Genomic DNA, 14,742 nt, shown 5'->3' on the forward strand with positions numbered 1-14,742 from the left:
TGGAGTAACCGCATGCCAGTATTAATTTTAATCACTATCGTATGGGCGTTCAGCTTCTCCTTAATAGGAGAGTATTTATCGCGCGATGTTGATGCCTATATTGCGGTATTCATTCGCATGATTCTGGCTCTGGGATTGTTGCTACCCTTCCTAAAATTAAAAAACGTTTCTGCCCCTATTCGTGTGCGTTTAATGATCATAGGTGGCATTCAGATCGGCCTGATGTATCTGCTGCTTTATCATGCATTTCTCTATCTTAGCGTGGCAGAAGTATTGCTCTTTACAATTTTCACCCCGCTCTACATCACCTTAATTGATGAATTGCTCTTAAACCGAAAACCGTTGCCAAGAATCTGGTGGTTAGCTGCCGCGCTTTCGGTGCTCGGCGCCGGGTTAATTCGCTATAAAGGCCTGAGTAGCGAATTTATTACCGGGTTCTTGCTCATCCAAGCGGCAAATATTTGCTTTGCTACGGGTCAAGTGGCATACAAACGCTTACCGCTGGGTAAGGCCAAACAGCAAATTGGCGTGTATGCATTATTCTTCCTTGGTGCCACCCTCGTATCCGGCATTGGTATGCTGTTATTCGCTGATTACAGCCGTTTACCTAGCACATGGGTACATTGGTCAGTTTTATTATGGTTGGGCTTTGGCGCTTCTGGTGTTGGCTATTTAGCGTGGAGCATTGCCAGTAAAAAAGTAAACATTGGCCAACTCGCAACAATGAACAATGCCCTGATACCCGCAGGTTTGCTGGTAAACTTCATTTTATGGGGGCAAAACGTGCAATGGGGTTCGCTAATTTTTGGCGGCGCCATTATTCTTTTTGCCGTTTGGCTTACCTCACGAAACTCCCTCAGCAAGCCCTAAGCAAAGGCGCCTCTTGATTGCGCTAGTTCTGCTTCTACTGTATCCTTGCCGCTGTTTTGAAAGGTTCATTTGAGCCTTTCGCAGCGGGCGGAGCCAAGACATTCTCAGCGCTCGCACTCACCAAAGAGATTTTGTATTTAATGAGTTTTGCTTCTCTGGGCCTTTGCGCCACTATTCTCGAAGCCTTGCAAGCCGAAGGCTATACCACGCCAACACCAATTCAAGAACAAGCTATTCCCGCAGTGCTCGCGCGCCGCGATGTAATGGCCGCTGCGCAAACCGGTACAGGAAAAACAGCTGGTTTCACCTTGCCGATGTTGGAAATCCTAAAAGATGGCGAACGCGCAAAGCCAAATGAAGCGCGCGTGCTGATTCTTACCCCTACCCGCGAGCTAGCGGCACAAGTGGGCGAAAGCGTTGAAACCTACGCAAAAGGCTTAAAATTAAGCTCTGCGGTTGTGTTTGGTGGCGTGAAAATCAATCCACAAATGATGAAACTGCGCCGAGGCGTTGATATTTTAGTGGCTACCCCAGGCCGCTTGCTCGATCTTTATCAGCAAAACGCAGTACGCTTTCCAAAGTTAGAAATTCTTGTTTTAGATGAAGCCGATCGCATGCTCGATATGGGCTTTATTCATGATATCAAGCGCATCATCAAAGCCTTGCCACCGAAACGTCAGAATTTGTTGTTTTCCGCCACATTCTCGGATGAGATTCGTGATCTCGCAAAAGGCTTAGTGAACGATCCAGTAGAAATATCGGTAAGCCCGCGCAACACCACTGCTGAGCGTGTTGAACAGGTTATTTATCCGGTTTTAAAAGCGGATAAACCAAATATGCTCATGGCCTTGTTGCGCCAACTGGATCTGCCTCAGGTGCTGGTATTTAGCCGTACCAAACATGGCGCAAATCGGTTAGTTAAGCAGCTCGATAAAGGCGGCTTTCTAGCTACCGCTATTCATGGTAACAAAAGCCAAGGCGCGCGTACCAAAGCCCTGCACGAATTTAAAACCGGTAAGGTACAAATTCTCGTAGCCACTGATATTGCGGCACGCGGCCTCGATATTGATCAGCTGCCATTTGTAGTGAACTATGATCTCCCCCAAGTTGCGGAAGATTACGTTCACCGTATCGGCCGCACGGGCCGCGCAGGTGCCAGTGGTAATGCGATTTCGCTGGTTGAAGGCGATGAAGTGAAACTGCTTAAGGCTGTTGAACGCTTAATTAAACAAGAGATTCCACAGCAATATTTAGAAGGCTTTACCAAAGTTGATTTATCCAAAGCCAAGCCAGCGCCTAAACCCGCACGGGGTGGCCAGCAACGCGGTGGCCGTGCTCAAGGTTCAGGAAGGCCTGGTGGTTCCGGTGGTGCTCGCTCGGGTAACCGTAGCCAAGGCGGAAGAAGCTAAGGCAATCGCTAGCAAGCAACCGGCTTTTACTTTAACACGCACTTTTGCGCTTGCATTTTAGTAAAATAAACGCCATAAATAGAGTATACGTTTTATTCAAGCCGCCTGATTTAATCGGGCGGTTTTTTATTATGCCTATGGCTTATCGCCTTTGTAACTAACAGCCTAAACCAGCATGCAATTTGGCAACACTCAGCAGTGCTGCCTTTGGAGAATTAGAATGCCAGAACCAAATGTTCAACCAACACTTATTTTATCTGAGCTCGATGTTATTCGAATTGAATCACTGATTGAAAAAACGCCCGGCTTAAGCAAGCAAGTAGCGGCGCTAGAAACTGAACTAGGGCGAGCAAAAGTAGTGAAGCCGCAAGAAATTCCGGCTGACGTCGTCACCATGAATTCGCGCGTGCGTTTTCGCATTGTAGAAACCAACAAAGAATTCGAAAAAACCTTGGTGTACCCAAAAGATCTTGCTAACGTTGCGGAAAGCATTTCAATTTTTGCACCCATCGGTAGCGCTATTCTCGGCGTGCGCGTGGGCGAAACCATTGAATGGCCAACTCAACATGGTTTAAGCCACGTTGAAGTAATTGATATTGTATTTCAGCCGGAGCGTGATGGTGATTTCACCAGCTAATTTTTTACTATTAAAGCCTCTTTTTCAGAGGCTTTTTCTTGTGTTTAAGAATGATTTTTTGAGTGCAGAACGCCGCAGTGTTGGAAGAACCCGCTTATCAGCAGGGTTAGTAATAACCGCTGCTTTTATAGCAAGCGGCTGCAGCACTCCAACGCTGTACCTCACCACTGAGGGATATAGCGAAGCGCAGCAAGCGGAGCTTCGCAAGCAATTGGAAACGCTCGATTATGCTGTGGAAACAACCCGCATCGAGATACCCGAGGCCTTCCCTGATACCACGATTTCCGTTAATCCGGCATTTAGCGATATTCAATTTCTCGAGCGCTTAGAGGCGTTACTCGAAGATAAAACTCAAGCTTCAGTGCACAGCATGCGTTTTGGTGAAGGCAACCACGCCTATTTTGGTAAAAACATCGGTATTTATGTTCGCAATCCAGAATCGCAACAACAACGTTTCGCAAACCCGTTTCTACGCAGTACCCAATGCCCACAACAAGATGGTTTACTGAAAATTAGTAACGATGGCAGCTTTCAACTCGAATTCGTTTATTACGCCGATGATGAGCAAAACCTACATTATTTAAATGGCCTTTGGCGCTGGCATGAATCAACTTTAAGCTTAGTGTTTTCCGATGGTTCTGAACAACACCTGCAACACCGCCGTAGCGAAGTAGCCACCTATCAAGGCATGCGCCCCACCGATATTTATACGCCAATCCATGACCATTCCGAAGCGATTGTAAACTGTGCTTATCAAGTTATTCACATGCGCTAACGGCGCGCTATCGCCCGCTCACCCTCGCCTGATTAACCAGTTGCGTGCGACTACCTGTTTGATGGCGTAATACATCAATCCGATCGGGCAAACGCTCCTTCAGTTCACGCACATGCGAAATAATACCGATAGTTCGACCATGAGCGCGAAGCTCGGCCAAAACCGCAATTGCAGCATCTAACGCATGCTCATCAAGGCTTCCAAACCCCTCATCAATGAAGAGTGTTTCTAAACGAATACCACCGGCGTAACTTTGCACCACATCGGAAAGGCCAAGCGCTAATGCCAGTGCCGCCATAAAACTTTCCCCCCCAGACAAAGTGTTCACCGGCCGCGTTCGCCCGGTATACGCATCGTCCACCACAAGGTTCAGGCCCGCAGCCGAGCGTTTATCGGCCACGTAGAGATCACGGCGCAATAAGTATCGCCCCCCCGACATTTTATCCAAGCGCACCGAAGCTTCGTGCAACACATCATCAAGCAAAATGCTAAGTACAAAACGGTGTAAGGTTAAGCGCTGAGAATTGTTCCCTGCAACCGCATCTGCCAATGTACCCAATACCTGATAACGCTCAGATAATTCAGCACTATTGGCTTCTTTCGCTTTTAAACGTTGCGCTATATTCTGTAAGGTTTGGTATTCATTATTGAGTTGCTGCATCTTTTCCAACGCCGCGCTCACATTTTCCTCTAGCTCCTTTAGCTCGGCATTTAATGTATCGAGCGCGGGGCGGTCTTTGCCCTTAATCGCCTGCGCTAATTCCGCCAACAACGTAGCATTGTGTTGTGCACTTTGTTGCCACTCTTGCACCTGCATACTGTATTGCTGTTCTTGCTCTGCGGTAAGTTGCGCCTGCGCGAACGCCTCTGCATCGGCAAACTCACTCGCCTGCAAAGCCTCTAACCACGCTTTATCGGCCTTCACTACGTTTGCTTCCAGCTCTTCACGCTGCATTTGCGTTTGCTTCAACCCAGCCTCTGCACTGCTAACATTCTGGCCCGCCTGCTCTTGTGCTTGGCGCGCGTGCTCGAGATCTCCTTCAATATTTGCGATAACGTCGTTAATATCCGCTATTTTCTGCTCTATTTGTACCGAATTACGTCCATCTTCAGGAAGATCGCGTTCTAGTTCTTGTACCCGGATTGTATTTGCTTCTGCCGCATGAGCCGCTGATTGCAAAGCGCTTTGGGCGAATTGCTGTTGCTTACGAAGCTCCTCAAGCTCGCTTCGGATTTCCCGAAAACGCAGCTTTTGCTGCTGTAAACCCTGCTTTTGCTGCGCATTTTTCTCGGCTTGCCGCTGCAACACATCACGCTCTTGCTGAAGTGCGCTAATATCCTGCTCAGCAGCCTCGCCCAGCGCTACTTGCAATACCTTAATGCGTTTGTGTTCAGTACTCAGCTCAGTGTTCACTTGCAATAGCGTCTGCTCAATACTGCCCAGTGTTTCTCGCTGCTGGGCAGTATTTGCTTGCGCTGCTTCAACTGTTTCTTGTTCTACAACTAGTGCGTTGTTCGCTTGCTCGTGCGCCAGTGCCGGATGTTCCAAACTACCGCACACCATGCAAGGTTCACCATCGGCTAAATCCCGTGAAAGCAGCAAAGCCTGGCTTAAGTGCCAACCTCTAACCGCCTGCTTTTCTTCGCGTTCAGCGGCTTGCAATTGCTTACGTGCGGAATCAACCTCAGCCTGAACGCTAGATTGCTTTGTTTTAAGCTGCTTCTCACGTTCTTGGTGCTGGCTAAGCTCTTGGCGCTGAGCTATTTTCGGCTCTAATTGCGCGAGCTTAACGGCAATATTGTCCTGCCCCACAATCAGCGCTTCTTGCGCATCAATGGCCTTTTCAACCGCTCTATATTCGGTGTTGGCTTCAGCAAGTTTGGCGTCACTCACCTCCGCACTTTCCTGTGCTTGTTGCTTGCGTTTATCAAGTAATGCTTGCTCGCTTAGAGCCTGCTGTAATTTTTGTGCATCTATCAAAGCTCGCTTCAAAGGCCCAAGTTGCTCACGCAATTCCGGCAGCTCGTTCGCTTTTTGCTGCGCCTTTTCGTATGCTTTGCGCGCTTGCGAATGCTCGGTTTGCGCTTTTTTTGCAGCTACTACAGCTTCAGTTTCAGTACGTTCGATGCGTTTTAGCGCATGGCGTTGATCTGCCACACGCTGCCACATTGGTTGAATTTTCGCAGCATTCTTGCCGCGCGCTAGTAACTTCTCAAGTTCAGCCATAGCTTGTTTTTGCTTATCTAGCGCTTCCTTTTCACTCAATAACTCTTCATGTCGCGTAAACTGTTTTTCCAGCTCGGAGGCGCGATCAAGGTTACGTGCAGCTTCAACATATCGCTGATTTATGCGTTTGTGCTCAACTTCAGCCGCTTCTCTGGGCGCTTCTGCAGCTGCCAACAGAGCGGCTAATTGCTGCTCTCGTGCAATAAAATCGCCGCTTTCATCGGTAACATCCGCAGTAATGCCAGCTTCCAAATAGATAGCCGAAATTTCCTCTTTTACCCGGCTATATTGGCTTTGCAGTGCTTTCGCTTTTACCCGAAAACCCTCTTCAATCAGCTGGTATCGTTGGGTTTGGAATAAACTCGCAAACACTTCTTCACGCTGCGTAGAATTGGCAGTAAGCAGTTCACGAAACTTCCCTTGCGGCAATACAACAACTTGCCGAAACTGCTTTGCATTTAAGCCTATTAGCTGATTCACGTACTCATCGAGCTCGCGAATTTTCTTATCCACCAATAACTTTCTCGACCATTCTTGCGGTGGGAGCCCTGCATCTTCTTCGAGCAACCAAATACTGCCACTGGCATTCCGTTGGGTTACGCCCTCGCCGCGTAACTTTGCCAATGTTTGTGTGGGTAAACGCTCAATGCGATAAACCTTATCGGCCAAACGGAAAATAAAACACAGCAAGGTTTCAGTACTCGAATCAGCGTGATCACAGCGCATTTGCTCGCCACTTCTATCACCCGTGGTTTCGCCATAAAGCGCATAACTAATGCCATCAAGTAAGCTTGTTTTGCCCGCACCAGTAGGCCCATTAATCAAAAAAAGTGGATTCTCACCCAGCTCCGTAAACGGCACTTCTTCGGTGCCTGCAAATGGCCCGAATGCTTGCATTTTTAAATACAACGGCTTCATGCTTTATCACTCCCTGAACTCGAATCGTTAACGCTCTCCTTAAGGCTTTCACGAATTAAATCCTTGGCTAACGATAACTGCTCATCAGAGAGCGCTACATCCGTTACTTGCTGATAGAAATCAGCCAGCATATCAAGCTCGGTACGTTTCAAATGTTCACGTGCAAGTGAAGCGCCCTCACCTAAGCGATGGCTAAAACGCTCTTTTTGTAAATCAAGAATATTTGGATACACCGCACGTAAGCGCGCTAATGGTTCAAGAATTGCATCGGTATCGGTGAGGGTAATTTCAATATAATCATCGCGCTGAGGATCTTGCTTGCCATCGGCCAATAACTCCTCAAATTTACCCGATAGGCGCCGAACGTTGCGTTTGGCCGTTAGCGGTAAAAGCTCAAAACCGGCAAAGCCTTTCTCGTCCAACGCCACCAAAGTTACACTTTTGTTCTGTTGATGTTCAGAAAAGCTGTATTTCAACAGTGAACCACTATAACGAATATATTCAGCACTTTTATACTGAGGCTGATGTAAATGACCAAGTGCCACATAATCAAAACCAGCAAAGGTTTTTGGCGATACTTTATCAGCGCCACCAATCGAAAGTGGCCGCTCAGAATCTGATTCGCTGCCGCCATCTAAAAAGCAATGGCTAACCAATATATGCCGTGCTTTCGTTAAGCCTAGCTCTTCCTTTGCCTGTTCGATTTCAGCCACCAACAACTCATGAGCGTGCTGATAGCCCTTCACTTCTTTCTGCAAATAATCAGCCACTAGATTCGGATCATTGTAGGGCATACACCACACCGCCACTTCACCGTGCTCATCGTGAAGTACAACTGGGTTTAACATCTCAGTAAACGAGGTAACAATGCTCAAGCCTGCTTGTCGTAGTTGCCGAGCCCCGAAACCCAAGCGATCGGCACCATCGTGATTACCCGAGATCATGATCACCGGCACTTTCAGCTCATGCACCAAGGTATGCAACGTATCGTCAAGTAGCTTTACCGCTTCGCCGGGCGGCAAAGAACGATCATAGATGTCACCGGCAACAATAACGGCATCAGGTTTTTGCTCTTCTACATATTTCTCAATTTGCGCCAATACAAAACGTTGATCATCCAACAATGATTGCTGGTGAAAATAACGCCCTAAATGCCAATCTGAGGTATGTAAAATCTTCAACCTGTTGCTCCTTGCCGATTTTTTGATTTTTTGCTTAGCATCTATGCAGTTCTTTAGTGCTAAACCTTATGCATCGAATAGTAGCTCGCAAACTGCAGAAACAGTTTAACAATTTTTTCCGCCTGCGTATGATGAAAACAATAGCGCTTTCACCGCGATACGCCCACCGCTTTTTATCACCACGGAGAATAACATCGGCATGGATTCTAAACACAATGTTTCTCAAACACAGTTAACACAAGGCTTCGATATTATCGGCGATGTGCACGGTAAGGCCGATAAGCTATTCGCTCTATTAGCAAAGCTCGGCTATGAAGAGCGAAACGGTGCATACCAGCACCCTACCCGTAAAGCTATCTTCGTAGGTGATTTAATTGATAACGGCCACCAAACGGTAGCGGTTTTAAACACTGTGAAAGCAATGGTTGATCACGGCCATGCTCTGATTACCATGGGGAACCACGAGCTCAATGCGGTAGGCTGGGCCACACAACATTCAGTTACTGGCAAATATTTGCGCGCACATTCCGCAACTAACCAAGCACATCATCAAGCTTTTCTCGATGATTTACCTACTTTCGAAGAACGCAGACCATGGCTGGAGTGGTTCAAAACCTTGCCATTATTCCTCGATCTAGATGAATTTCGTGTTATTCACGCGTGTTGGCACGAACCTTCGTTCACGGTTATTCAACCTTATTTGAACCCAGATAACTCACTACGCGCCGATGCGTGGGAAGCCATTTTCGAAGAAGGGAGCGCACCTTTCCATGCGGTTGAAAATCTATTAAAGGGCGTAGAGGAAACACTACCTGAAGGCGTTAGCTTTGTTGATCATAAAGGCAAAGAACGGTGGGAAGTGCGTATATCATGGTGGCGAAGTGAAGCAGAAACGCTCGCGGATATCGCTCATATTCCTGTACCAGGGCAAAATCAACTGGCGATTAATGCCCTTGGCAAGGTAACTGCGGATAATAATCTTTTAAAACGTTTGGCCTATCAAGGCGAATGCCCAGTATTTTTTGGCCACTATTGGTTAGCCGGTACGCCGGGCGCCCTAACACCAAAAACCGCCTGTGTTGATTACTCAGCCGGCCGCAACGGGCCGTTAGTGGCGTATCGCTGGAGTGGCGAGCGTATTTTGGATAACGCTAATTTCGTAGCGGCCGGTGCGGAGTAACTTAGAGCCCATCTCGGCGAATATTAAATTGCCGCTGCTGGGCTTCTTCGAGCTCTGCGTAAAAATCGTTTAACGCTAATTGATAAAATTCTTGCAGTTCAGCTATTGCTTGGGCTTGATCACTTTGTAACGAGAGAAGCATTTCTGCTCGCATTCGTTCGCGGTTAATGGCTTCATCTGCTTTATTTAACCCATAATCAATTGCAAACCAACTTCCAGCAATGATCGCCGGTGTACAAAGCCAAAAGGCAGGCCCACAGAAAGCGCCTGCACTGCCAGAGCCTACCGCTCCCGCTCGGGTAGCAGAACGGGTGAATATCGCGGCTATCGCTCTACGAATGCCTGCACGGCCGGCAGCACGTGTACCCGCGGCGGTAGCAAAACGCAATGCCACTGCACCACCCGCTATCCCTAAGCCGACTAGCGATTTATCCATGTACTCGCCCACGGTGAAGGTGAGCTCAGGTTGTTCAAAACACTGGCTATTTGCTAACAATTCTTCCAAAAACGCACTTTGAGCAGCGCCTGCGCGCCGCATTTCCGCAGCGAAGGTTTCGTTTAATGCCGTATTTGCTTCCATGAGTGCAGGCGTAAGCTCGGCACCAATGTATTCGTTCATTTTATTACTAAGATAATCATTAAACTTTGCTGATGTTACCGAGGCGCTAAGTAAATAACCAAGCTGTTGATACTGCCCTTGAATACTAAAGTTCCAATCTAAAAACGCATCAACACCACTTTCAGCTTGCTGAAATGCACGGGTTACAGCAATCGTTATGTGCGCTTGCATACGCCGGCTTGAGTTAAGCTGTTGCGCGCTCAATTCGCGCTGTACTTGTTGCTCTAGCTGCTGCTGTTCGCGGGCAATAAACACTTCTGCGCACGGATCATGCACCACTTCAACAGGTGGCGATGTAGCGGTACTTTTTAACTGCTGCCAAGGTACGTGATTTAAACCAACATAGACAATTAACAATACAATAAGTGTTAACACATAGCTTTTTCTAAATACTCGTTTACTGGCCACTCGCCAACCGTTCTGTTGCATTTGCTGCGCAATGCTCGGTATACCCAGTAGCACCACCTGTAAACTCGCGAGCTTCAAAGCATTTACACTTAAAATCAAAAACCAAGCACTAGCTTTTAGGCCCATGCTCGCTTCCACTCGGCTCGCTTGTTGCAACAAATGCCAACTCACATCTTGCAGCACCGCTGCGGTACCGAGCAACCAACCCACGATTGGAATTGTGGCTTCCACTTGCCAGCTCTGCTCGGCAACTTCAAATACCGTTAAATAACGGGTATCGGGCACTTCTAACCAAAATATCTGAACTATCGCGAGGGCCACCGCAAGCACGATCAAATTAATCCACGCACTTACGCGCAATACAATCGCTACATGATACTGAGGTTGGGTTTCGTTACTAAGAAGGCGGTAAACTAGTAGAGCAATCAACACAAACGAGCCGATACCAATAAACAGAATCAGCCATTCAAGTGCTTGTAGTTGAGCGATGAGCATCAGAGCTATGAGTGCAGAAACTACCGACACGAAGGTGTATATAATGCGCAACCATAAGCTATCCCAAAACAACCGGCGAATTCTGCCTTCGGGTTTATACACATGGCTCAAAAAGGCTTGGCGGCGCAGCATTCGTACCGCATCCAGATATTGGTAAGCAAGCAAGCTCAATGCAATCAGTAAGGCGATAAACGCAAGCTCATTCACACTTTCGAGCGGCAAAAATTTACCGCCCAAAAGTACCAAAACAGCTACGAGTATTGCTATTGCATTGCTTGTTGAGTTATTCAATAACACCTCTTGGTTATTTCTAATCGTTTCCGGTTAAGGTTTCATTGCTATTTATTTTTCGCAGCTAAAGCGCGCGCTGCGTGCAGTTTCTTATAACTTTCAATTAAACGTTGGTGCTTCTCTAGGCCTTCAAGCTGCATATTCGTTGGCGTTAAGCCATGGAAACGCACACTGCCCTGCACCGAACCTATAACCGCTTGCATGGTTTCTTCACCATACATACGGCTCAGATTGTGCGTATAGTCATTAAGTTCAAGATCATCCGCCAACGTGATTTCCAGTACCGCCTGCATGGCGCGGTAAAACAACACCCGCGCTACCGTGTTATCGTTGTACTGCAAAAATTGCTCAACCAAATCGAGCGCTTCTTCGTGCTCACCCAAGGCTAAGTAAACCAACAGTTTAAGCTCAAGAATAGTAAGCTGGCCCCATACCGTGTTCTCATCGAACTCCACCCCAATAAAGGTAATGATATCAGTGTAGTTATCCAGTTGGCTTTCTTCTAATCGTGCAACTAAATCAGCCAGTTGTTCGTCACTTAAACGATGAAGATTTAGAATATCCTCACGGTATTCCAGTGCCACATTGGTGTTATCCCAAATAAGATCTTCTACTGGATACACTTCTGAATAGCCCGGCACCAAAATTCGGCATACCGGCGCACCTAAATCTTCATGTACCGCCATATATGCCTCTAGCCCCATTTCATGCAAAATCGCAAACAGGGTTTTTGCTTCTGCTGCATTTGTACCTGAGAAATCCCATGGTACAAATTCGTAATCCGCACTGGCACTAAAGAAACGCCAGGAAACGACACCGCTAGAATCAATAAAGTGCTCAACAAAATTATTCGGTTCTGAAACTGCCATAGAGTTGAACGTCGGCAGTGGTAAATTGTTTAAACCCTCAAAGCTTCGGCCTTGCAGCAGTTCAGTAAGGCTGCGCTCCAGCGCAATTTCAAAGCTCGGATGAGCACCAAAGGAGGCAAATACACCTCCGGTACGCGGGTTCATTAAGGTAACGCAGGCCACCGGGAACTGGCCACCTAAAGAGGCATCTTTCACCAATACAGGGAAACCCTGAGCTTCTAACGCTTTAATACCTTCCAGCACATTCGGATAGTTCGCTAATACTTCAGCAGGAACATCTGGCAAGGTGATTTCTTCTTCAATGATTTGCTTTTTAACCGCCCGCTCGAAGATCTCTGATAAACATTGCACTTGCGCTTCAACCAGCGTGTTGCCCGCACTCATGCCATTGCTCAAGAACAAGTTCTCAATCAGGTTAGAAGGGAAATACACTTCTTTACCATCGGATTGGCGCACAAACGGCAATGAACACACCCCGCGATCGGCACGACCAGAATTGGTATCAATCAGGTGGCTCCCCTGCAGTTCACCATCTGGATTATAAATAGCTAAACAATGGGCATCTAAAATCTCACGCGGCAGTTCATTGTTCGGTCCGGGCTGGAACCATTTTTCGTTCGGGTAATGCACAAACTCGCTGTTTGCTATCTCTTCGCCGAAAAACTGATCGTTGTAAAAGAAATTACAGCTTAAGCGCTCAATAAATTCCCCTAACGCCGAACACAGCGCGCTTTCTTTGGTAGCGCCCTTGCCGTTGGTAAAGCACATAGGTGAAGCTGCATCGCGAATGTGCAAGCTCCAAACATGTGGAACAATATTACGCCACGAGGCAATTTCAATCTTCATGCCTAAATCAGCCAAAATCGCCGACATATTGGCAATGGTTTGTTCTAGTGGCAGATCTTTACCGGCGATAAAGGTAGCTGATTCGGCTTCAGGTTTTACCATCAACAGCGCTTGCGCATCTTCATCAAGGTTTTCAACGGATTCAATTTGAAATTCTGGCCCCGTTTGCACCACCTTTTTTACCGTACAACGATCAATAGAACGCAAAATACCTTCGCGATCTTTCTGAGAAATACCTTCAGGAAGCTCAACTTGAATCTTAAAGATTTGGTTGTAACGGTTTTCCGGATCCACAATATTGTTCTGTGAAATACGAATATTATCGGTAGAAATATTCCGCGATAGACAATACACCCGTACAAAATAAGCTGCGCATAATGCCGAGGAAGCCAAGAAATAATCAAATGGGCTAGGCGCAGAACCATCGCCTTTATAGCGAATAGGCTGATCGGCGATTACCGTAAAATCATCGAATTTCGCTTCTAATCGAAGATTTTCCAGAAAGTTAACGTTAATTTGCATGAGGAGTACCGAGTGTTGAATAAGACAAGTGAGCTTTAACTATGTTTTTCGCAAGCACTATTTATAAACGCTAAACCGAAACAAAAGTACGAGCAGGAACTTACTACCAAGAAATGAGGCGTGCATTATCGCTTTTTTGTGGGCTTTTGTCTTGTCTGCTAGTTAATCTTCGTGCAAATCATTCATTTTAGCGGTTGAAAATGATACCTCCAGGTTATATATTGATACCTATAGGTATCATTTTTTACATTAATATAAATCATTCACCCACAAGAGAGCTCTCGATGAAGGATCAAGCGAATAACCCTTACCACGCATGGACACCCGATCGGCAAGTAAAAGCACTAACACGCCTAGCGCTCAGTATTTTTGTAGCCGCTTTCGGCGTATTTATCACCTTCGTATCGAATTGGTTTGAATTACCCTCGTTTTTCATTTTCGTTAGCTTCGTCGGTGTTTTTGTTTCAATAACCGTAGCGCCTATCATATTTTTTAGCAGCGGCATTCTTTCGAGTGAAAACCCCAATCGCCTACCTACGTTCACCGATGAGTTTTGCCGGCATGTTATTCATCAAGCATACCGCGCCGTTGCTTGGGGTTTGATGCTACTCGCCTTGTTCGTGTTTTTATTGGCTGATGTATTACTGAGTACTTTAAGTACAGTAAGCGTTTCTGTAGGCCAAATTGGCGGCTTATTTGCTATATCCGGCACCTTAATTTGGGCCATTACCGTAATGCGCTTGGTTAACGATGAAGAGCAGGATGAATAGTGGAAGAGGTTTATAATCGCGTTGCTATTGAGCGTAAGCTCCGAGGGTTATCGCAGCAGCAGCTTGCGGATGCTATTGGTGTTTCTCGTAAAACCATAAGCACTATTGAAACGCGGCGATTTACGCCCTCAATAGTGGTTGCGTTAAAAATAGCAGGTTATTTTGCGGTTCCTGTGGAATCAATTTTCTCACTCGCACAGGAAACCGCTAAAGGTTTTCCGAAAAGCTAGTTAAACGTTACGAGGTGCACGCATATTGCGATTGCGCGATACAGCTTTGCTCAACTTCTTCCGGAGTGCCTCGGCCCATACAAAAATCGAGGCGTATTAGTTTCTCTTCCGCCACGTTGGCTTCGCCCGATACATTCTGCCATTCCCATTTGCGAATGATATTGGCTACTGGCCTTTCAATGCCCCGCTCCGGTACCGAACGTACTAAATCAATACTATCGGTTTCGCCGTTTTCATTCACGACCACCTTAAAAACGCCACAACCAACAATACCTTCTTGTGCTAACTCCCGCGGATACATAGGCACAACTTGCGAAGCACGTAACCATACAGAAGCGTCTTGCGCTGGCTCCAAATGCGATAAATGCACATGCCCATAGCCAGAAACGTTTGCGTTGGCGTTAAAGGTAAACGCCGCGAGCGCCAATACTCCAACTAATCCGAATTTTTTCATGCTCTACTTTCCTTGTTTAATCATTATTTTTATTTAAAACT

12 protein-coding genes are annotated in these 14,742 nt (G+C 46.8%); 7 read left to right on the top strand and 5 right to left on the bottom strand.

Features of this window, described 5'->3' with window-relative positions; all coding sequences use genetic code 11:
- Positions 1-12: 12 nt before the first annotated feature.
- From CWE13_RS02650 to CWE13_RS02665, 4 genes are all read left to right on the top strand, one after another.
- The gene (locus CWE13_RS02650) at positions 13-870 is read left to right on the top strand and encodes an EamA family transporter (RefSeq protein ID WP_126805781.1); all 858 of its coding nucleotides are present in this window, start codon (positions 13-15) and stop codon (positions 868-870) included.
- A gap of 140 nt (positions 871-1,010) precedes the next feature.
- A complete protein-coding gene (locus CWE13_RS02655; RefSeq protein WP_126805782.1) occupies positions 1,011-2,279 on the top strand; it encodes a DEAD/DEAH box helicase in 1,269 nt (422 codons plus the stop codon).
- 220 nt (positions 2,280-2,499) lie between these two features.
- A complete protein-coding gene (rnk, locus tag CWE13_RS02660; RefSeq protein ID WP_126805783.1) occupies positions 2,500-2,916 on the top strand; it encodes a nucleoside diphosphate kinase regulator in 417 nt (138 codons plus the stop codon).
- Positions 2,917-2,956: 40 nt separating this feature from the next.
- Positions 2,957-3,691, top strand: coding sequence for a hypothetical protein (locus CWE13_RS02665; protein ID WP_126805784.1), 735 nt, complete (start codon positions 2,957-2,959; stop codon positions 3,689-3,691).
- Positions 3,692-3,698: 7 nt separating this feature from the next.
- Here CWE13_RS02665 and CWE13_RS02670 read toward each other — a convergent pair whose 3' ends face one another.
- Together CWE13_RS02670 and CWE13_RS02675 are read right to left on the bottom strand one after the other, a co-directional pair.
- A complete protein-coding gene (locus tag CWE13_RS02670; protein WP_126805785.1) occupies positions 3,699-6,836 on the bottom strand; it encodes an AAA family ATPase in 3,138 nt (1,045 codons plus the stop codon).
- On the bottom strand, positions 6,833-8,017 hold the full coding sequence (locus CWE13_RS02675; RefSeq protein WP_126805786.1) for an exonuclease SbcCD subunit D: 1,185 nt from the start codon (positions 8,015-8,017) through the stop codon (positions 6,833-6,835). The genes CWE13_RS02670 and CWE13_RS02675 overlap by 4 nt, the downstream gene beginning before the upstream one ends.
- Positions 8,018-8,216: 199 nt before the next feature.
- Between CWE13_RS02675 and CWE13_RS02680 the strand changes: the two genes are divergently transcribed.
- Positions 8,217-9,197 (top strand): metallophosphoesterase, encoded by a 981-nt coding sequence (locus tag CWE13_RS02680; RefSeq protein ID WP_126805787.1) that lies wholly within the window; start codon positions 8,217-8,219, stop codon positions 9,195-9,197.
- A gap of 1 nt (position 9,198) precedes the next feature.
- Here CWE13_RS02680 and CWE13_RS02685 read toward each other — a convergent pair whose 3' ends face one another.
- Positions 9,199-11,010, bottom strand: a complete 1,812-nt coding sequence (locus tag CWE13_RS02685) for a DUF805 domain-containing protein (RefSeq protein WP_126805788.1) — start codon at positions 11,008-11,010, stop codon at positions 9,199-9,201.
- Positions 11,011-11,057: 47 nt separating this feature from the next.
- Entirely contained in the window at positions 11,058-13,247 is a 2,190-nt protein-coding gene (locus tag CWE13_RS02690; protein WP_126805789.1) for an OsmC domain/YcaO domain-containing protein, read from the bottom strand.
- 284 nt (positions 13,248-13,531) lie between these two features.
- Here CWE13_RS02690 and CWE13_RS02695 point away from each other — a divergent pair, with 284 nt between their 5' ends.
- Complete coding sequence (locus CWE13_RS02695; protein WP_126805790.1) at positions 13,532-14,017, top strand: hypothetical protein; 486 nt, start codon at positions 13,532-13,534, stop codon at positions 14,015-14,017.
- Complete coding sequence (locus tag CWE13_RS02700) at positions 14,017-14,247, top strand: helix-turn-helix transcriptional regulator (protein WP_126805791.1); 231 nt, start codon at positions 14,017-14,019, stop codon at positions 14,245-14,247. The genes CWE13_RS02695 and CWE13_RS02700 overlap by 1 nt, the downstream gene beginning before the upstream one ends.
- 7 nt (positions 14,248-14,254) lie before the next feature.
- Here the strand turns inward: CWE13_RS02700 and CWE13_RS02705 are convergent, their stop codons facing one another.
- On the bottom strand, positions 14,255-14,701 hold the full coding sequence (locus CWE13_RS02705; protein WP_126805792.1) for an energy transducer TonB: 447 nt from the start codon (positions 14,699-14,701) through the stop codon (positions 14,255-14,257).
- Positions 14,702-14,742: the final 41 nt, after the last annotated feature.

This window comes from Aliidiomarina shirensis (assembly GCF_003987345.1).
Lineage (GTDB): Bacteria > Pseudomonadota > Gammaproteobacteria > Enterobacterales > Alteromonadaceae > Aliidiomarina > Aliidiomarina shirensis.